The 20,188-nt window shown below is 41.8% G+C and carries 14 protein-coding genes and 1 tRNA gene; 3 read left to right on the forward strand and 12 right to left on the reverse strand.

Translation table 11 applies throughout. The features are described from left to right. Window positions 1-32: 32 nt before the first annotated feature. The 9 genes from C3F22_RS08500 to efp all read right to left on the reverse strand — a co-directional run bounded on the left by C3F22_RS08500 (window position 33) and on the right by efp (window position 12,836). Window positions 33-1,076, reverse strand: coding sequence for a metallophosphoesterase (locus C3F22_RS08500; protein WP_104426296.1), 1,044 nt, complete (start codon window positions 1,074-1,076; stop codon window positions 33-35). A gap of 246 nt (window positions 1,077-1,322) precedes the next feature. Continuing rightward, window positions 1,323-3,560: an NADP-dependent isocitrate dehydrogenase gene (locus C3F22_RS08505; protein ID WP_104426297.1), complete on the reverse strand. Its 2,238-nt coding sequence runs from the start codon at window positions 3,558-3,560 to the stop codon at window positions 1,323-1,325. A gap of 1,740 nt (window positions 3,561-5,300) precedes the next feature. Continuing rightward, window positions 5,301-5,377, reverse strand: a tRNA-Val gene (locus C3F22_RS08510). A 47-nt stretch (window positions 5,378-5,424) separates the two neighbouring features. Continuing rightward, window positions 5,425-7,422 carry a transglutaminaseTgpA domain-containing protein gene (locus C3F22_RS08515; protein ID WP_104426298.1) on the reverse strand — a complete coding sequence of 666 codons (1,998 nt, stop codon included), beginning with the start codon at window positions 7,420-7,422 and terminating at the stop codon, window positions 5,425-5,427. A gap of 11 nt (window positions 7,423-7,433) precedes the next feature. Beyond that, a complete protein-coding gene (locus tag C3F22_RS08520) occupies window positions 7,434-8,339 on the reverse strand; it encodes a DUF58 domain-containing protein (RefSeq protein ID WP_104426299.1) in 906 nt (301 codons plus the stop codon). Window positions 8,340-8,351: 12 nt separating this feature from the next. Continuing rightward, complete coding sequence (locus C3F22_RS08525; protein WP_104427000.1) at window positions 8,352-9,302, reverse strand: AAA family ATPase; 951 nt, start codon at window positions 9,300-9,302, stop codon at window positions 8,352-8,354. Window positions 9,303-9,683: 381 nt separating this feature from the next. Then, a complete protein-coding gene (locus tag C3F22_RS08530; protein WP_104426300.1) occupies window positions 9,684-9,986 on the reverse strand; it encodes a YbdD/YjiX family protein in 303 nt (100 codons plus the stop codon). Between the two features lie 10 nt (window positions 9,987-9,996). Beyond that, the gene (locus C3F22_RS08535) at window positions 9,997-12,096 is read right to left on the reverse strand and encodes a carbon starvation CstA family protein (protein WP_005235012.1); all 2,100 of its coding nucleotides are present in this window, start codon (window positions 12,094-12,096) and stop codon (window positions 9,997-9,999) included. Between the two features lie 170 nt (window positions 12,097-12,266). Further along, entirely contained in the window at window positions 12,267-12,836 is a 570-nt protein-coding gene (gene efp / locus C3F22_RS08540; RefSeq protein WP_004782608.1) for an elongation factor P, read from the reverse strand. Between the two features lie 378 nt (window positions 12,837-13,214). Between efp and epmB the strand changes: the two genes are divergently transcribed. From epmB to C3F22_RS08555, 3 genes are read left to right on the forward strand one after another with little or no spacing between them, the layout of a single operon-like run. After that, on the forward strand, window positions 13,215-14,237 hold the full coding sequence (gene epmB, locus C3F22_RS08545) for an EF-P beta-lysylation protein EpmB (protein ID WP_104426301.1): 1,023 nt from the start codon (window positions 13,215-13,217) through the stop codon (window positions 14,235-14,237). A gap of 9 nt (window positions 14,238-14,246) precedes the next feature. Next, the gene (locus C3F22_RS08550) at window positions 14,247-15,992 is read left to right on the forward strand and encodes a GTPase (RefSeq protein ID WP_104426302.1); all 1,746 of its coding nucleotides are present in this window, start codon (window positions 14,247-14,249) and stop codon (window positions 15,990-15,992) included. Continuing rightward, window positions 15,974-18,139 (forward strand): EAL domain-containing protein, encoded by a 2,166-nt coding sequence (locus C3F22_RS08555; RefSeq protein ID WP_104426303.1) that lies wholly within the window; start codon window positions 15,974-15,976, stop codon window positions 18,137-18,139. The genes C3F22_RS08550 and C3F22_RS08555 overlap by 19 nt, the downstream gene beginning before the upstream one ends. Before the next feature lie 97 nt (window positions 18,140-18,236). Here the strand turns inward: C3F22_RS08555 and rpmE are convergent, their stop codons facing one another. From rpmE to gloA, 3 genes are all read right to left on the reverse strand, one after another. Then, a complete protein-coding gene (rpmE, locus tag C3F22_RS08560; RefSeq protein WP_004782616.1) occupies window positions 18,237-18,461 on the reverse strand; it encodes a 50S ribosomal protein L31 in 225 nt (74 codons plus the stop codon). 203 nt (window positions 18,462-18,664) lie between these two features. Then, the gene (locus tag C3F22_RS08565) at window positions 18,665-19,642 is read right to left on the reverse strand and encodes a bile acid:sodium symporter family protein (RefSeq protein ID WP_104426304.1); all 978 of its coding nucleotides are present in this window, start codon (window positions 19,640-19,642) and stop codon (window positions 18,665-18,667) included. Window positions 19,643-19,786: 144 nt separating this feature from the next. After that, window positions 19,787-20,188, reverse strand: a complete 402-nt coding sequence (gene gloA, locus C3F22_RS08570; protein ID WP_004782618.1) for a lactoylglutathione lyase — start codon at window positions 20,186-20,188, stop codon at window positions 19,787-19,789.

A 20,188-nucleotide genomic window follows, 5' to 3' on the forward strand; every position in this document is an offset into this window, starting at 1 on the left:
CATTAAAAAAGCAGTCTTCGTGGCTGCTTTTTTTACGTCATTTTTTGAGTGAAATACTGCTGGCCATCTTCAAAAATCACCAGATTTTCAGGCAGTCTTAAAGCCCCAAGATGATAAGCATACTCAGCCTGTTGCTGTCGGTCACGATAACGACTGCCTACTGAATAGTCGACACAGAATACATTCTGCTGCTGTCCAAACCATTGCAGGGCATCAATATGCTTAAACAGACCGGATTTTTCTTCAGTGGTTTTAAAGTTTCGCCAATAATGGCCAATCACGACAGGTATCGTATCTGTATAACACTCCCACCATGGTAAACGATCAATCATGCGCCAGCGTCCCCCTGCATAGACTGGACGTTGCGCAATTTTCTCTGCGCCTGAGCTTAAGGTACGAATCGGATTTTGCATCTGGTCGCGTAACTCTTTCTCAGCGATATATTTTAATAAGGGAATGCTAGCTGCTGGATCCTTGAATTGTCCTTGGTATTGCTGCTGTTCACTCTGGATATATTCATCAAAGCCTAAAGTTTGCAACTCAAGCTCATTTTTCAGAACAAAATAATCATAAGCCTGTCTGATTGAATTAAAAGGAACAGATTTCAATTGTTGAATTGCCTGCGTATCCCAGCAAGCATGCACAATTCTTAAATGGGGTGAATCTAGAGCCAAAGGCAGGCTGTTTAGAAATTCTAGAATCCATGCACGATCCTGAATTGAAGCCTGAACTGAATCAAAAGTTTTGAGATCATCCTGATGCGGTGAACCAAAAAACCAGCCATTACCTTCCCGTAGCGTATCGGTTAACAAGTTGATTTCATGATTACCCAGAATGCATTGCGCATTGCCATTTTCTATTAAGGTTTTAACCTGTCTGATGACAGCGATACTGTCTGGTCCACGATCACACAGATCCCCGACAAAAATCAGTTTACGCTGTTCAGGATGACGACCTTGCAGATCGTAGCCCAATACTTCTAACAATTGTTGTAGCGCATCAATCTCACCATGAATATCACCAACAATATCCACCGGACCATCAAAAGTCTGCTGTATGAATATCTGATTACTCATGGCTCTACCCTACCCAGGTCAATAAAACCTTTTTTAATATAGCATTTATACTTTAAATCAATATAACAAGTTCAGAATTATTTTTTAATCATTTTGATTATTCAATCAAATGACAATAGATCAGAAACTTAACTGGAATGTCTTTTCTTCATTTCTTATCTAAATGTATATCTAAAAACAATAAAAAACCGGCGCCTAAGCACCGGTTTTATTCACTTTACGAGCTTTAAAGCTAGTACAGTCTGATTAAGCGTTTAGTGATTCAATGATTTGGTTCAATGTAGCACTTGGACGCATTACAGCATTTACTTTCACAGGATCAACTGCATAGTAACCACCGATATCTACAGATTGGCCTTGAACTGCATTCAATTCGCTTACGATCTTCTCTTCATTTTCAGCAAGAGATTGAGCGATCGGTGCAAATTTCGCTTTCAATTCTGCATCTTCGTCTTGCGCTACAAGTTCTTCAGCCCAGAATTTAGCTAGGTAGAAGTGGCTGCCACGGTTGTCTAGCTCGCCAGTACGACGTGATGGAGACTTGTCATTGTCAAGCAATTTACCAGTCGCAGCATCCAGTGTTTTCGCAAGCAGTTTCGCACGTGCATTGTTTTCTTTAATGCCCATTTCTTCCAGAGAAACAGCCAATGCCAAGAACTCCCCTAGAGAATCCCAACGTAAGTGGTTTTCTTCTACCAACTGTTGTACGTGTTTAGGCGCAGAACCACCAGCACCAGTTTCGTACATACCGCCACCTGCCATTAAAGGCACGATAGACAGCATTTTCGCAGAAGTACCCAGTTCCATGATTGGGAACAAGTCAGTCAGGTAATCACGCAGGATGTTACCAGTTACAGAAATCGTATCCAGACCGCGAGCAACACGTTCAAGTGTATAACGCATCGCACGTACTTGAGACATGATTTGGATGTCTAAACCTTCTGTATCGTGGTCTTTCAGGTATGTTTGAACTTTTTTGATCAGTTCGTTTTCGTGTGGACGGTACGGGTCAAGCCAGAAGATAGCAGGCATGCCAGAGTTACGTGCACGAGTTACAGCCAATTTCACCCAGTCGCGGATCGGTGCGTCTTTCACCTGGCACATACGCCAGATATCGCCTTCTTCCACGTTTTGAGACATCAACACTTCACCTGTTTCAAGGTCAGTGATGTTCGCAACACCCGCTTCTGGAATTTCGAAAGTCTTGTCGTGAGAACCGTATTCTTCCGCTTTTTGAGCCATCAGACCAACGTTAGGAACTGTACCCATAGTACGTGGGTCGAAGTTACCATTCCATTTACAGAAGTTGATCATTTCCTGGTAAATACGTGCGAAAGTAGATTCAGGCATTACCGCTTTACAGTCGTAAGGTTTACCATCAGCACCCCACATTTTACCGCCAGCACGGATCATTGCAGGCATAGAAGCATCTACAATCACGTCGTTTGGAGAATGGAAGTTGGTAATACCTTTTGCAGAATCAACCATCGCAAGTGCTGGACGGTGTTCTTGGCATGCATGAAGATCTTCAATGATTTCTTCACGTAAAGAAGTTGGTAAAGATTCGATTTTTTCGTAAAGACCAGCCATACCGTTATTTACGTTAATGCCTAGCTCGTCGAACAGTTTACCGTGTTTCTCAAATGCATCTTTGTAGTAAATACGCACACAGTGACCGAATACGATCGGGTGTGACACTTTCATCATGGTCGCTTTAACGTGTAAAGAGAACAGGATGCCAGCTTCTTTACAATCTTCTAATTCTTTTTCATAGAAGTCGCAAAGTGCTTTTTTGCTCATAAACATTGAGTCGATGATTTCACCGTCTTGGAGCGCAACTTTTGGCTTAAGAACGATAGTTTCACCAGACTTAGTGATCAGTTCCATTTTCACATTACGCGCACGGTCTAAAGTCATAGACTTTTCACCATGGTAGAAGTCGCCTTCTTGCATGTGTGAAACGTGAGTTTGTGACCAAGGTTTCCATTCACCCATAGAATGTGGGTGTTTTTTCGCGTAGTTTTTCACTGCTGTCGGCGCACGACGGTCAGAGTTACCTTCACGAAGTACCGGGTTCACTGCTGAACCTAAGCACTTGCTATAACGCGCTTTAATTGCTTTTTCTTCTTCAGTAGTCGGGTTTTCTGGATAGTCAGGCAGTGCATAGCCCTTAGACTGAAGTTCTTTAATACATGACGTCAACTGAGCAACAGATGCACTAATATTAGGGAGTTTAATGATATTAGTATCTGGATCTTGGGTAAGACGACCTAATTCTGCCAGGTTATCTGAAACTTTCTGCTCATCGCTTAGATAGTCTGCGAATTCTGCAAGTACGCGTGCGGCTACAGAGATGTCTGTCTTAATAATCTCAACGCCCGCCGGCTTAGTAAAGGTCTCAATGATCGGCAGTAGAGAGTAAGTCGCCAATAATGGCGCCTCGTCGGTCAGTGTGTAAATGATTGTTGACTTTCCACCAGCCATATATAGCCCCTTGCTTTGGATTGAGTTTCTGATCATCAGGCTTTTGGCCTAATTTCAGCGAACCGGTTACTTAAATAAACTTTGAAAGTAGTGGTGCTGGTTGCACCTTAGTCAAAGGAATATCAATACATATTCAACTTTGCCTGAAAAATTCGTATAGATCGTCAGTGTGATTCACCGACAGCAGTATTCTACGTGAAAATGAACCTTTTTTCGAATTGGCACATTGCCAAACCATGTGATTTTTGCATTAGAAGGTTAATTTGCGAATTTTGCTTAATTTCACCAAAAACTATAATTTAAGCATTATAATTCAATTACTTAAATTAAAAATCAAACAAATTCACCTATAAACTTAAAGTGTGCTTAATTCAGTTTTTTGCCATCAATTTTTATCTACATGTTGGGTATCATGAAAATAAATTATCAATGACCGTAATTTCCATAAGTATGGGTTAAAAAGCGAATTGAAACAGATCTGTGCTTTCCTATCGAAATTTATGATCTGCACCTGATAAATTGATAGTTGATCCTGAAGGCTTAAGACAACCTAAATAATAGTCACCTTTCTACTCTTTCTTCAGTTTAAATTATGTGCATTTTTTTAATTACCTTTACAAACACTGGAAATGTATCGACCGTAATTGCAATAAAAAATTGGTTTTATTGGTTTAATAGGCTTTAGATGATGCCAGTACGTTGGTTTAATTAATAAGAATCTTCTAATTAAATTTGGGTAGAATGCTGATTAACTTACAATAAGGACTTATTTTATGCTGAATTATTTAGTTAGTTTTTCGACAGGGGCTAAGAGCAATTCAGGACAGATTCAGATTCTGATAGGCATATTAGCGCTAAGTCTGCAATTTTTGATTATAGACAAATAATTGAACAGATAAAAATTGCAAAAAAATAGAAAGATCGTGCAGATGAACAAAGAAAATTTGAATCAAAAATACAATCCCTTAATATGTTACTCATAGCTTTGGATAAAAACGTATTAAAAATAAATAATTTACAAAAAATATTAGAATTGTCGTAAGGGTCTATCAAATCACTCGATCAGAATAGCGAAGTAATAGAAGGTGATATTCGAAAGTTAATTACACCCACTAAAGAAAAAATTAACCATGCCGAAGAAGTTCAAAAAAATACTTTTGATATGTATAAGCGTATAAATAGAAAGAGCGCTTTGAATAGCCTAGATGAGCTAACTGCTATATATGATGTATTAGTTTCTATAATATATGATACAAATAATACTGACCTAATAATTCATCACTTTACAATAACTCAAGATTAACAATCTCGTATCACACACAAATCCTCAGCCTCACTACCCACATAGTTACCCTACCCCATTAACTGAATAAGGCTTTTCGTATGCTGCCTCTAACATGTCAGCAAAATCTTCGATCCCGGATGTAGTAAGTATTTACAAGCACCTTGATATACGCCCAGTGATCAGGGCCAGCACATCAATCGATAATTTCTAATTATTCATAAAGGGTTGAGTGCTTCATGTCGCGTGTCATAAAAATGAATATCAAAACGCCCTGCCTTTTGCTTTTTCTTAGCTTAACTTAAATAGTTTCATGACGTAATTTAAGCCTTATAATCGGTAAAAAGCAGTAATTTTAAAGATAATGCGGATAAAGGTATTTTTTATTGTAGGCATAAAAAAAGGGTTTTAAGCTACTGTTTTCACTTAGAACCCTTATAACATATAGTTTTGAATCTTGGTAGGTATATCCAGACTCGAACTGGAGACCTCTACGATGTCAACGTAGCGCTCTAACCAACTGAGCTATACACCTACAATGCTTGGCATATTATAAATTTTTCGATCCTAAGACAAGCCTTTTCATTTAATTTTCAATATATACGTACAAGTTTTAAGCAAATCTTTGAATTGTTTCAGATCTTGGTCTGAGAATTCCCTACCAGAATAAATTGATTTTTCAAATAGTCTGATTGCTTCAAAAAATACAGACTGATCTTTATCCTGAACTTGCTGAGATAGCCTTAACATCCATTGGTGAAAAGTCTCTGCAGGTTGTCTTTCTAAATCTTTTTTTAAAGTCTGATTAAATTGCTGAATGGAGTAATCAAAGGGTGACTGTAATTGTCGAGCTTTAAGGTAGATTTTTAGAATATAAAGCAATATGAGTATGCCAATACCGGATATGAGAATGATCACACTGGAATAAACTGAACTTAGACCTAACTTCGCTAACCAGCCTTGTTGAGATTCAGCATTATAGCCCACGACCTTACTTTGCCATTGGTAACTTGCATAATCACTCCAGACTCTTAGTTTGGTCAGCCATACATTACGCTGTGATGTCCAACCAGAATTACTTGCCCATACTCGCTCATCTTGCGAGATTAAATTTTGCATCCCATCATCAATACGTTGCGGGGCTACCATTGCGGTAGGATCAAAACGCTGCCATCTTTGGTCAATCCAGACTTCTGTCCAGGCATGAGCATCCAACTGACGAACCTCCCAACTTTTCCCATCGGGTGCCAATTGTCCACCTTGATAACCTGTGACCACACGTGCCGGAATTCCCACATATCGCATCAGCATGACAAAACTAGAAGCATAGTGTTCACAAAAACCCTGCCGGGATTTAAACAGAAATTCATCAATCCGGTTTTTGCCGAGTACACCTGGTTTCAGGGTATATACAAAATGATTTTGCTGGTACCAGTTCAAGACTGTTCGGATATAACGTCGCGGATCCTCCCCACTTTGTAGATATAAACGCTGTGCCAACTGTTGTGCCTGAGTATCCAAATGGACTTGAGTCTGGGTATTCAGTCGCTGAACAAATTGCTCCGGTAAAATACTTTCAGTATTTTGACTACCTAGCCATTGCAGATGAATCGGTTCTACCTTTTGGGTCAAACGCCTTGGTACGATACTCCAATCCTGACGATTATAATAACGGCGTTCCAAAGGCATCGATTTTTCCAGCCCCATCACCCAGAACACAGAAGGATCAGCAGCCAGATATTGGTAATTCCACCCTGATGGGGATACTGGAACAACTTCTCCAGGCTGACGGATTAAAGGCTGCTGATTAATAAAGCTACTGGTCCAGCGCTGTCCATCATACTCATCTAAAACTAATGCCCGCCAATACAATTCTGAACGTGGCGGCAGTTTACTAACATCACCAATAATCCGGAAAGCCAAAGCATTAGATTGAGATAATTCAGCAATATCTCCCGGTGACATACTGTCACTGATCCCGGTCACGCCTTTATTTTCTGGAATCGGGATATGCCAAAGCGGTGGCAAACGCGGAAAGAAGATGAATAACAAAATAAAAAACGGCAGAGCATAAAGCACAAAGCTGCCGACATATTTGGCATCTTGCTGCAAGGCTATACGTGGTGATTGCTGACTCTGCTGAAACTCACTGGTCTGAATCCGGTATAAACCAATTAGACAGCTCAATAAGCATAGAATAATCACAACAGCCATACCAAAAGACTGGCTATATAGAAATGAACTGGCCGCAACAAAAAGCGCAAAATTAAACAGGATAATCAGATCCCGCCGGTTTTTCGTTTCCAGTGATTTGGCAAATAAAAAAGTGGAAAGAACTGCAACTCCTGCCTCCACTCCAATAAAACTTTGGTGGCTGAGATAAATACTGCCTAATGCCAAACCAGTGAGTAGAAAAGTCCCTATTTTAGGAAATGGCTTTTGCCGTTTAAGAAAAATCCAGATACACAGTAGGCTAATGACAAAGATAATGCTGAGCAGCACCGGGATGAAAGCTACTTGTGCAAGGATGATCAAGCCTAGGGTCAAGACGATCGAAATTCGGATTTTTCCATCAATCATAGATTCACCCGTTATGCCTGAGCCAATAATTGTTTAGCCTTACGTAACTGTTCTTCACCTGCTCCCTGCGGCAATTCTACCTGTGGTAAATGTAACGCATATGCACATTGCTGCTGCTCACATTGCTCAATCAGTCCCATCATCAAGCCCAGTTTCTCCTCATGCGACTGGCTAGGCATATGTTCATAATGAATCTCAATGCTATGTTCATCCTGATACTGTTCAAAGACTTTGACATATAAGCCTTGCCCACGTGCAAACTGTTTCCAGGAAACCGCCTGCAATGAGTCTCCAGATTGATAATTTCGTAATTCACGGAACTCATCCATATCTGGCTCAAAGCTATTTTGATAAATCTTGTTTTCCGAAGTGTTATTTTGGGCTTTGGGTGCCACCCAGGCAAACTGATGATGATAAAGATAGGTCCAGGCTCGAACCAGGCCAAAAGGATAAACCGAATAGATCTGAATCACCGGATACTCAAATTTACCGCGACGTTCCGCATAAAAAGGCAGCACCCAATGCTGCTTTTGTTCAGTCAGATAAACTTTCTCTAGCTGATTGCCGGCCTTAATATACAGATAACGCGGCCGGGCTGTGGCTTGCTGAAAATAAAAATGCAAATTGAGTGCATGACCCACCTGTCCGACGTCTTCAGCAACCATTTCAATATCCAGATCATGCAACTGTTTAAAGGTCAGATAGAAGCTGACACATAGCACTGCACTGATCAGAAAGCAGAAACCTAAGATCAGGTTATTGGCATAATTCACGCCAGCAATAAAGGTGATAAAAATCAGAACCAGATATAGATAACCCTGCTGATAAATAAAGACCAGTACATCCTTTTGGGAAAGTCGTTTTTGCTGTGAAAATTGAAAGCGTTTCGCCAGCCAGTTTTGCCAGGTTTTATCCAAGAGCGGACTCCTTTAACTGACTGCAACCTGTTGCATCACATTTAATGTTTCTGCATCGCTCAGTCCCAGACGATGGGCGGCGACTGCCACAAAAACGGCTTGCACATCGTCTGGAGTTACAAAGCTACGTTGCTGAATGATGGCATTGGCTTGTGCTGCACGTTTAAGCGCCAGTAAACCTCGTGTTGATAAGCCTTGGCGTTTCTTGCGAGTTTCTTCTGCTAGATCCAGCATATATTCCTGAACCGCTTCACTGATAAAAATCTGCTGGGTCAACTGCTGTAATTCCAGCACTTCATTTTCAGTAAATACATGTGCCAAGCTGGCGATCAAAGCAAACCGGGATTCTTGCTGTAATAGCATTTTCTCAGCATGACGTGATGGATAACCCAAAGATAGGCGCATTAAAAAACGGTCTAGCTGAGATTCTGGCAAGGCGTAAGTGCCACTTTGAAATAACGGGTTTTGGGTTGCGATTACCCAAAATGGCTTAGGCAATGCATAACGTATCCCATCAACAGTGGCATAGCCTTCTTCCATCGCTTCCAGCAAGGCACTCTGAGTTTTGGGACTGGAACGGTTAATTTCATCTGCCAGCAAAATCTGGGTAAAAATAGGGCCCTGCTTAAACTCGAACTGATGTTCTTTCTGGTTAAACATATTGATACCAATCACATCACTAGCCAGCATGTCATTGGTAAACTGGATCCGCTGAAATTTCAGTCCTGCGAGATGGGCTAGGCTGCTTGCCAATGTTGTCTTGCCCAAACCAGGTAAATCTTCAAACAAAACATGCCCGCCTGCAATCAGGCAGCATAGTGCTAATCTGGTCTGTGCATGTTTATCCAGAACAATCGCATTAATTTCTTCGAAAAATTTTTGAATCTTGGGTGCATAATCAGCCAGCTTCTGTTCAAGCTCATCATTATCGTGCGCAATATCCAGCTTTTCTTTTTGTTTCATGCCCCAGATCACAATATTTTCCCTAATAAAACATGCTGTAGGATTAACATACACTGTTTTTTAAAATTCCCCAAAGATCAGTCATCTGCCGGCTTTATTTCTACAGAATAAATTGGGAATTTTACATGATTAGATTTGCTATAAGAACTAATTGAAGCTTTAAGATTAAAGTTTAGATAAGTTGCATTTTGATTGGCATATTTATTAGAAATAACAAGCTATTAAAAATCTTTGAGATCTGAACTTATACCTAAAAGGTAAAGACTTTTAAAAATTTAAATTCCCAATGTCAAAATAGATCATGATTTTGTTATATCTTGTTTGAATCCTAAAATTTTCCCATAAAAAAGCGCCCCGAAAGGCGCTCATTTTATTCATGCATTAGCATGGACACTTCTTCATCTCTCCACCGGCAGATGGATAACGCGAATCTACACAGTGACGATAAAATGTTTTAGGGTCCATCGCTTCCAGATCAGGATGGTGCTTTTTCATATGCGCCAGATAGGTCTGATAATCAGGCACACCCACCATCAGGCGGAAACTCTGCTGTAAACGCTGCCACAACGTCGCAATCCGTGACCAGTTTTTCGGGTTCAGGATCAGGTCTTTTTGTGACATCACGGTCATCTTGATGATTTTATAGATAACCGCTTTTCCACCTTTAGCAAACTTCAAGTTCATGCGCTGCTCCTTAATGTCCTTTTGCAGGCTGAATTTCTTCAGGATCGCCATATACTGCTTCTGCTTCATTTACGGTTGGTACCGGGCTCGCCAGGGCTCGACGGATTACGCCAATTGCAGCAAATAGCATTACAAACGCCACAATCATAAAGAAGCCACAAAGTGCTGCGTTGATCTGGTTCGACATTGCAACAGTCTGCATTTCAGCCAGGGTTTTCGCTGGTGCCAGAATTTCATTATTCGCAATTGCCGTATTGAAACGCTCTGCCTGTGCCAAGAAACCGATTTTCGGATTTTCATGGAAAATCTTCTGCCAGCCGGCCGTCATTGAAGTAATAAACAGGAATACGGTTGGAACAATGGTTACCCACACATATTTCTCTTTCTTCATCTTGAACAGGATGACTGTACCCAGAATCAATGCCATTGCAGCCAGAATCTGGTTACCAATACCGAACAGTGGCCATAAGCTGTTAATACCGCCTAATGGATCAACGACACCTTGATAAACGAAGAAGCCCCAACCCGCAACAGCAACGGCTGTACCCAGCATATTACCGAAGAAGTTATGAGATTGTTTTACCGCAGGAATCACGATACCAACTGTGTCCTGAACCATGAAGCGACAAGCACGAGTACCCGCATCTACTGCGGTCAGAATGAATAAAGCTTCAAACAGAATTGCAAAGTGATACCAGAAGGCCATCATTTCACGACTGTTAAAGATTTCGGTAATGATATGCGCCATACCAATCGCGAAAGTTGGTGCACCACCCGTACGTGACAGAATCGAATTTTCACCTACTTCCTGTGCCAGCAATGTCAGTGCTTCAGGTGTTACCACAAAACCAAGATTACGTACTGCTTCAGCCGCAGTATCTACGGTTGTACCTAGTAGTGCTGCTGGTGAGTTAATCGCGAAGTACACACCTGGATCAAGAATCGCGGCACAGATCAAAGCCATGATCGCTACAAAGGATTCCATCAGCATACCGCCATAGCCGATTATCCGGATATCGCGTTCGTTGTTGACCAGTTTCGGTGTTGTCCCTGAAGAAACCAGTGCGTGGAAACCAGAAATCGCACCGCAAGCAATGGTAATAAACAGAAATGGGAACATTGAACCCGCAAATACTGGGCCTGTACCATCGACAAATTTGGTAATCGCTGGCAACTTCATTTCCGGCATCGCGAACAGAATGCCAATCGCCAGACCGGCAATCACACCAATTTTCAGGAAGGTAGATAAATAGTCACGCGGTGCAAGTAATAACCAGACGGGCAATACCGATGCAATAAAACCATAAATGATCAAAGCCCAAGTCAGTTCAGTACCAGTTAAAGTGAACAACTGTCCCCAGTAGGGATGCTGTGCAACGTTTTCACCATAGATAATGCCAAGCATCATCAATACGAAACCAATGATCGAAACTTCTGCAATTTTACCCGGACGGATAAATCGCATGTAGATACCCATGAAGATGGCGATCGGAATCGTAGCGGCAATACTGAATACGCCCCATGGACTGTTGGTCAGTGCTTTAACAACGACTAGCGCCAATACTGCTAGGATGATGATCATCACACCCAGCGCACCGAGCATCACGATAATACCGGCAAAGGTACCCAGTTCCTGTTTCGCCATTTCACCCAGTGAACGGCCGTCACGACGAGTAGAAATAAACAATACCAGGAAGTCCTGTACCGCACCTGCCAGTACCACACCGACCAGTAGCCAGATCGTGCCCGGCAAGTAACCCATCTGTGCTGCAAGGATTGGACCGACTAAAGGACCCGCACCGGCAATCGCGGCAAAATGGTGACCGAATAACACACTTTTATTGGTCGGCACATAATCCAGACCATCACCCAGACGATGGGCAGGCGTTAAACGGCGTGCGTTCAGTTCAAAAACTTTATTGGCAATAAATAAACTGTAGAAACGGTAAGCGATGCTATACACACAGGCTGCGGCCAGTACCAGCCAGACTGCATTCACATGCTCACCACGACTGAGTGCAAGTATCCCGAAGGAGACTGCCCCGACTATGGCTACCAGGAGCCAGATGATTTTCGAAGTCATGGTTGACTTCTGTTGTAAAGTTTCCATTCAATCCCTCATTTTGTGAAGCATATAAATCAGCGTGATTTTTTTATTCGAGGTACTGCTGTTTTCCCTTGCGACTTTACGCTTGTTCCTTTCGAATTCCTCTAAGACTTTGGCATAAAAAAAGGGACGATTTTAGTCATCCCCTTTGATAATAGTCTATTTTCCGACCATTATGCACGTTCTAAATAGTCACCAGTACGGGTGTCTACGCGAACGCTTTCTTCTTGCTGAACGAATAATGGAACACGTACTACTGCACCTGTTTCAAGTTTCGCTGGTTTACCGCCACCGCCAGAAGTATCGCCACGAACACCCGGATCAGTTTCAACAATTTTTAATACTACAAAGTTTGGTGGGCTTACTGTTAAAGGTACGCCATTCCACAACATGATAGTACATTTTTCATTTGAATCGTCTTTTAACCATTTTGCAGCATCGCCCATTGCTGTTTTATCAGCAGCGATCTGTTCGAAAGTTACAGGATCCATGAAGTTCCACATTTCGCCATCGTTGTACAAGTATTCCATTTCTACTTCTACGATGTCTGCAGCTTCTAGAGAATCACCAGATTTAAAAGTTTTTTCCAAAACTTTACCACTGCGAAGGTTACGTAATTTAACGCGGTTGAACGCCTGGCCTTTACCTGGTTTAACGTATTCGTTTTCCATGATTGAACATGGGTTACCATCAAGCATAACCTTCAGGCCAGACTTGAAATCGTTCGTAGAATAATAGGCCATGATTGGCTCACTCCAAACTTACTAACTTTAAGCTATTGATGCTATGGGCTGTTGCAATGTCATTTAGCAAGTCTGACACGAACATGAGTTGCCACATGCACATTCATTTAATGTTGCGTATTCTAAATGAGCAATACACCAAGTCGCAACGAAAAAATCGGTTTTAACTTGCTGACACTGCTTAACTTAGCATCAGCTATTCCAATACTGGTGCACAACCAGTCTTCCAAGCATATAAAAGTCTCTATGCTTTTGCATACCATAGCAAACTGATCGTGTTTAGAGAAATTTTAGCCAGCTTTCACATTCCCATCTCTAGACAAACTGCTAAACTGCTCACTTCTGGCTATCGTCTTCATCTTTTTTTGATCTTCCGGCATGACACAGTATTTATATCAAGAAGCAAATTGGCAATCGCAACTGAGCGACCTGATCACCGATCCACAGGAACTACTACAGATTTTACAGCTTTCCCCAGATCAGCTGTTATCTGGTGCTCTTCTGGCCTCTCAAGCCTTTAAATTACGTGTGCCACGAGCTTTTGTTTCCAGAATGCAGCTAGGCAATCCTTTAGATCCACTTTTATTACAAGTGTTACCGCATCATCTGGAACTGGAAGATCATCCGGGATTTGTCACCGATCCCTTGGGTGAAGAACAGGCCAACCAGCAACCTGGTGTTCTACATAAATATAAGTCACGTTTTCTACTGACCTTAACCGGCGCCTGTGCAGTTCACTGTCGTTACTGTTTCCGCCGGCATTTTCCCTATCAGGAAAACCTGCCTAAAAATGAGGACTGGATTAATATCAAACAATATCTGGAAAGCCAGCCAGATATTAATGAAGTAATTCTGAGTGGCGGTGATCCACTGACCTTATCTAACCGAAAATTAAAAACCTGGATTGAACGACTAGAATCGGTACCACATCTCAAATTTTTAAGAATACATTCACGAGTTCCTATTGTAATCCCAAACCGGATCGACGAAGAGCTACTAAGCATGTTAAAAAACAGTAGGCTACGTATTATTCTAGTGGTACACTCGAACCATGCATCAGAGCTGGATGACCTGACCTGTAAGCAGCTTAATCAGCTGGTTCAGCATCAGATCACGGTACTCAATCAGGCAGTTTTATTAAAAGGGGTTAATGATTCTGCTCAAGTTTTGATTGATTTAAGCTATCGCTTGTTTGATGTTGGCGTGATGCCCTATTATTTACATGTACTTGATAAAGTAAGAGGTGCGCATCATTTTGATTTACCTGCTGAGCACATCAATGAGATTTATACAGAAGTTTTAGCGAACCTACCGGGGTATCTGGTTCCTAAACTAGTTCGAGAAATAGCGGGTGAGAAGAATAAGACACCGCTTTTTGGGGTTTCAACATTTTTGAGTTAAATAATAAAGATGAGTAAGCATACTGCAGACATTTTTCAGACAACGGCTGAACTCACCATAGAACAGCTAAGTTTTTGTCCCACAAATGCCAAAGCATTGCAGGAATGGGTCGCAGGAATTTCAATCTTGCAATTGGGGAATTCATCCAAGTCTCTGTTCAGTGCTTTACTGGAAATTTCCGAACTGAAATGTGCGGAAACCTTGCGTTTTGACCTGATTCAGGTATTGCACCCTACCCTTGAAAATGTTTTGGCCAGTCTTGAGAAACATTTCGTCAATCAGGGTCTGATCACGACAGATCGCAATGACCAGATTATTGAACTGGCCATGCTGTTACGCAGCTATTTTGCCAAAATCTATATAGATATTGCCAAACGCTGTAATCATCAGCTGAATCATCAAAAGTTTTCACTATTTTCCTTGGGCAAAAAGAAAAGTCTGCAAAGTGCCCGGATGGTTTCCATTTACTATGGTCTGCAACAGTTAAGCCTGCTGCTCTATCAACAGCATATGCTGTATAGCACACCTGGCGCTGGCCAGTGGTTGGCAGCACATCAGTTGCTGGAATGTGCGATGGACAATAATTTCTATCAGACCAACATTAATCAGGTTCTTGGCACCCAGCACGAAATCCAGAATATTACCCAAGCCTATGCACGACTGATCTTACTAGATATTTTTAATACTCATCAGATTCGTCCTGCTGAAATTCAGGGCTTATATTTATGTAGTGCAGACTGGGCGAAACTGGTTCAGATTCTACCGAAAGAAACTACGCTATCACGTTATGTGGTTGATGCCAGCAAAGATCATCCACCTTTATTAAATTCTCATCAGGGTCAGCATTTCCAGCCGAGCTTCTATATTTCGACACAAAACCTGATGGAACACCTGACCGGCACTCAAAGCAAAAATGCCCAATATCTGTCACGTAATGAAAAGCTGTTCCTGACGCCTGCCCTGCATTTTCATATCTATAACCTGCTTTCGAATAATGTCGAACGCCGTCATGAGCGTTATGAATATTCTGCACAGATCAATATCTGCTTTGGCTTAACGGTGGCGCATTTTTATCTGTCTAAGGGTAAAAACTTTAATGAAACGCTGGAACTGGAAGGTAATTATGGTTTCCAGAGCGAAAGCAGTTTTATCAGCTCAATGCATAATACCATTCCAAGCGGATTCAGCAGTATCAAGGCGCTCGATCGCGAAGCCAAACAGATTCATACCGCTGAAGTTCTCGATATCAGTGTTAATGGTTACCGGATTAAATGGTCAGGTATTACACCTGCCAATCTGAAAACTGGCGAATTTATTCTAGTTCAGGAAAAATCTCAAAGCCAGTGGCGTGGTGGTGTCATTCGCTGGATCAAACAGTCTGCTGATAAAAGTCTGGAAATTGGTCTGGAAATTCTCGCACAGGAACTGTTCCCTTGCGCAGTCTATGCCCGTACCGACAAACACAGTGTCAATTATCAGCCAGCCATTCTGGTACAGATGACCCAGCTTGATCAGGTCTCAATCAGTATTATTGTCTCTGGCTCACAAATGTTTAGGGAAAAACAGACCATTCATTTACGTCTTGGCCAAAAAGAACTCAGAATCTACCTAACCAAGGCGCAGCTCATTACACAAAGTTTTATCCGTTTTGACTATGAATTATTAAATGATCAAGAAGAAGATATCATCGAAAACTTTATACATAAGCAATTGAATGAAACTAGAAATCACGATTTATGGGAAGCATTGAAGTGAGAAATCCATTATTGTCTAAAAAGTTAAAACGTACTGAAACACGTTTACTGATCATTGATGATAATCAAATTAGATATAACCAAATCCGTGATCTCTTAACCAGCAATGAATATCAGGTCGACGCCGTTCTGCTTGATGATCTGCAATCTTTTGAAAAACAGTTAAACTTTAACTGGGACCTGATTATTTTTGGTCGTGCGTATGATCTGAAATATGAACAGGCCTTAAGTCTGGTTCAACTTTCGCAGCAACCTGACCTTCCTATTCTTTTGTTAAAACCAGAAGATTATCAGGCTGAACAATATGCCCAGTATATCCGTAAAGGTATTTTTGACATTCTGAATCTGGATTACCCAGACCGCTTCTTCCTTAATCTGGTACGTGCCCTTTCCTTTAGCCGTACGATGCAAGCACAGCGCCATTTAATGGAAGAACTGGAAACTGCACAAAGCCAGGCACAATCATTGGTAGAAGACAGTAACCGTGCGGTCGCAACCATTCAGGAAGGCATCCATATTCAGGCTAATGCCGATTACCTCAAACTGTTTGGCCTTAAAAGCGAGGATGATATTATCGGTCTGCCGCTTTTAGACCTGTTACAGCCGCAAGATTTGAATGATTTTAAAACCCGCTTTAAAAAAATTTCTCAGGGCCAGTTTGATTTAGGCCGTTTTGATATTACTTCGTCGAATCCAAATGTGGCTGCTGCCAATCCATTAAAACTGGAATTTCTGGCATCTAGTGCTGAAGAGGATGCACTACAAATTACGATTGATACAGCGACTACTCAGGCAAGTGCCTCTTCTGAAAAAGTTGCAAACAAGCCAAATACCTTACAGTCACTTAAGCGTGAACTCAATCGTGAACCGGCCAAAGCCAATGCATTGATCACTTTCTCCTTTGCTGCGTATGAGCCGCAAGTCCTAAATGGTGACTGGGCGACCTACATAGGTTACTTCCATGAAATTAAGAAATTCCTGAAAGAGCAGGTTCGTATTCCGCTCTTCAAACTGGAACATGATGTTCTGGTGGGGATCATTCAGGCAGATGCGCAAGACATTCTGGAATCCAAACTGGTTGGACTAGGTTCATTGACCAAACCACAGCTCATTACAGTGAATCAGCAAACTTATCCGCTCAATCTGCGCATCGGTTATACCCTGCTTGACGGTGAACTGCGTGATGAAAGCCATTGTAATGAATTAATCGGGCGGGCTTTCTCTACTCCTTTACCACAAGCACAAAAAACTTCTGAGTTTGTTCTGGATATTCCTGCAACGACTCAGGAATCGATTTCAATGCCAAGCATTGACTTCACGGTTTCAGAACCTGTTATTCCAGCGCCTGAGTCCATACCGGTCAGTCCAGCAGTCAGTGCTGTACCACTGACTACATCGCCAGTATTAAAAGCACTGCGTGAATGTCTGGAACGTGGTGAAATTCATCTGAAATATCAACAGCTGTATGATAAAGAAGATACCAACCTCTATATGTATGAGGTGACGAGTGGCTTTATCTTTGAAAATAAATGGCAGGACATTTCTTCCTTGATGGAACTCAATGAAGATGATGAATTATCTATTAAACTCGATCGCTGGATTCTGGTTGAATCAAGCAAGCAATTGCACAACTTCATTACCCAGTATCCGGATGCCCGTTTAATCGTGAACCTGAACCGTGCGGTGCTATTTAAAGACCGTACTTTTCCTGAGTTTATTTCCAAACTAATTACCATTATTCGCAGTAAAGTCGAACATCCTTTAACTTTACAGTTCTCAGAAGAAGATATCCTGATGAACCAGCAGGATGCGCAGAAATATCTACGTACTTTACGTGAACATGGCGCGCGGATTGCGATTCGTAACTTTGGTCACTCAATGTATAGTGAAACCCTACTACGTGAGTTCGATATCAATGGTCTGAGCCTGGATAGCAAACTGACCAAGATGCTGAACAATGATGCTGAAATTGAACAGTTACAGGAAAAAATCACCACATACAATGAAATCAAACCAGTGAATATCATGATCCGTGAACTGAATGACATGACCTTATTTGCGAATGCCTGGAACGTCAATGCACGCTTTATTCAGGGTGATTATTTCCAGAAAAAGCTGGATCATCTGATTGATGTACAAGACCACTAAGGTCTTGTACTCGCCTTTCAATCTAGAAACGTAAAATGATTTTCTAAATTGCAGGCACAAAAAAACGGGCATAAAGCCCGTTTTTTCATTTTGGGTATTAACGTTTAACAGAACGTGACATACCAGCAAAACGTTGTTTGAACTTGTCGATACGGCCGCCAGTGTCAACGTTCTTTTGCTTACCAGTGTAGAATGGGTGGCAAGCTGAACATACGTCTAGGTAAAGAGTTTCTTTACCAACAGCTGAACGAGTTTCGATTACGTTACCACATGAACAAGTAGCAACTAGTTTTTCGTATTTTGGGTGAATATCGGCGCGCATCGTCGATTACTCCATTAAGATGAAAGAAGGTTTTGCTGTCATCGCAATTGATCACTCTCAAATATTGAGGAAGGGCCAGAATCAGGATTCAGGCAGATCAACACCACAACAGACCATTCTTTTGGCCCACCGAGACGGATACCGTCAGAGCTAAGCACAACAAGTTGGGCGATATTATACGGCAAACAAATCCAATAAGCGAATTATTCTTCTGTATGTACGGCCTGTTTGGCCCAGAGATTCGCAATCACACCACAGGCCATGAGCTGGATTTGATGGAAAATCATAATTGGTAAAACAATCATGCCAAGTGGCTGACCAATAAACAGAATCTGTGCCATCGGTACACCACTGGCAAGCGTTTTTTTGGAACCACAGAAGAACACCGTTTTCTGGTCAGCACGATTAAAGCCCAACCAGCGTGGAATAAATAGCGACAACAGCATCACAATGGTCAATAAAACCGAACATGCCAGCAGCAGCAAGAGCAAAGTACTTAAGCTGACTTCACGCCAAAGCCCAGCCACCACCGCACTGCTAAATGCCCCATAAACCACCATCAGAATTGAGCCCTGATCGAATACTTTAACGATCTTGGGCATCTTCTGCATTTTTGGGAAAATCCATGGACGCAGTAACTGACCTAAAATAAAAGGCACCAATAACAGCAGCGTAATCTGTAGAATCGATGCTGTCGGATCAAAGCCATGCTGAGATTTCCCAAGGATAAAGAATGCGACCAGCATCGGTGTAATGAACATCCCGATAATATTGGAAAATGAAGCACTACAGATTGCACCGGCAATATTCCCTTGAGCCACTGAGGTAAAGGCGATGGAAGACTGTACGGTTGATGGCAAGAAGCACATAAACAGAAATCCCCAATATAATTCTTGCCCCAGCATTGGCAATAGGATTGGCTTTGCCAGCAAGCCTAAAATTGGAAAGAGTGCAAAGGTCAAGGCAAAGACCAAAGTGTGTAATTTCCAGTGCATCAAGCCTTCAATTACAGCTTCACGCGAAAGCTTGGCACCATGCAGGAAAAACAGGATGGCAATGGCTGCTGTCGTGATCCAGCTAAAGACTTCAGCTGCCTGCCCTGACACTGGCAATACACTGGCCAGTAACACTATAACAAAGAGCAAGATCGTAAAGCGGTCCAATGCCAGCAGTTTAAGCATCTGATGTCCTTCCCTCAAAATTTTATTATTCGATAAAAAATACCCGGCTATCTTAACAGATGCCGGGTCCATGTTATGCATTCAGATTGATGGAATATTTTCATCCATACATGAATACATTTCACATATCTCGCTCTATAACACTTAGTTATTACGTGCGTTATTGTCTTGCTGGATCAATTCGATTTTATAACCGTCTGGATCTTCCACAAATGCAATCACAGTGACACCGCCTTTCATTGGGCCAGCTTCACGAACAACATTGCCACCACGTGCCTTGATTTCTTCACAGGCTTTATAAGCATCATCTACCGCAATCGCAATATGACCGTAGCCATTGCCCAGGTCATAGCTTTCTGTATCCCAGTTATGGGTCAGTTCAAGCACAGTGTGATTTTCTTCATCGCCATAACCTACAAAAGCCAAGGTAAAGCGACCTTCTTCATAATCTCGCTTACGAAGTAAAGTCATACCAAGAACCTCAGTATAGAACTTGAGTGATTGTTCCAGATTGCCTACACGTAACATGGTATGCAGCATGCGCAT

This window comes from Acinetobacter sp. ACNIH1, from assembly GCF_002934695.1.
Lineage (GTDB): Bacteria > Pseudomonadota > Gammaproteobacteria > Pseudomonadales > Moraxellaceae > Acinetobacter > Acinetobacter variabilis.

Excerpts from the sequence above, each read along its gene's own strand:
- efp (WP_004782608.1), bottom strand. The coding sequence starts at position 12,836 with ATGGCCTATTATTCTACGAACGATTTCAAGTCTGGCCTGAAGGTTATG.
- C3F22_RS08550 (WP_104426302.1), top strand. The coding sequence starts at position 14,247 with ATGAGTAAGCATACTGCAGACATTTTTCAGACAACGGCTGAACTCACC.
- C3F22_RS08530 (WP_104426300.1), bottom strand. The coding sequence starts at position 9,986 with ATGAACTTGAAGTTTGCTAAAGGTGGAAAAGCGGTTATCTATAAAATC.
- epmB (WP_104426301.1), top strand. The coding sequence starts at position 13,215 with ATGACACAGTATTTATATCAAGAAGCAAATTGGCAATCGCAACTGAGC.
- C3F22_RS08525 (WP_104427000.1), bottom strand. The coding sequence starts at position 9,302 with ATGAAACAAAAAGAAAAGCTGGATATTGCGCACGATAATGATGAGCTT.
- gloA (WP_004782618.1), bottom strand. The coding sequence starts at position 20,188 with ATGCGCATGCTGCATACCATGTTACGTGTAGGCAATCTGGAACAATCA.
- C3F22_RS08500 (WP_104426296.1), bottom strand. The coding sequence starts at position 1,076 with ATGAGTAATCAGATATTCATACAGCAGACTTTTGATGGTCCGGTGGAT.
- C3F22_RS08515 (WP_104426298.1), bottom strand. The coding sequence starts at position 7,422 with ATGATTGATGGAAAAATCCGAATTTCGATCGTCTTGACCCTAGGCTTG.
- C3F22_RS08535 (WP_005235012.1), bottom strand. The coding sequence starts at position 12,096 with ATGGAAACTTTACAACAGAAGTCAACCATGACTTCGAAAATCATCTGG.
- C3F22_RS08505 (WP_104426297.1), bottom strand. The coding sequence starts at position 3,560 with ATGGCTGGTGGAAAGTCAACAATCATTTACACACTGACCGACGAGGCG.
- C3F22_RS08565 (WP_104426304.1), bottom strand. The coding sequence starts at position 19,642 with ATGCTTAAACTGCTGGCATTGGACCGCTTTACGATCTTGCTCTTTGTT.
- rpmE (WP_004782616.1), bottom strand. The coding sequence starts at position 18,461 with ATGCGCGCCGATATTCACCCAAAATACGAAAAACTAGTTGCTACTTGT.
- C3F22_RS08555 (WP_104426303.1), top strand. The coding sequence starts at position 15,974 with ATGGGAAGCATTGAAGTGAGAAATCCATTATTGTCTAAAAAGTTAAAA.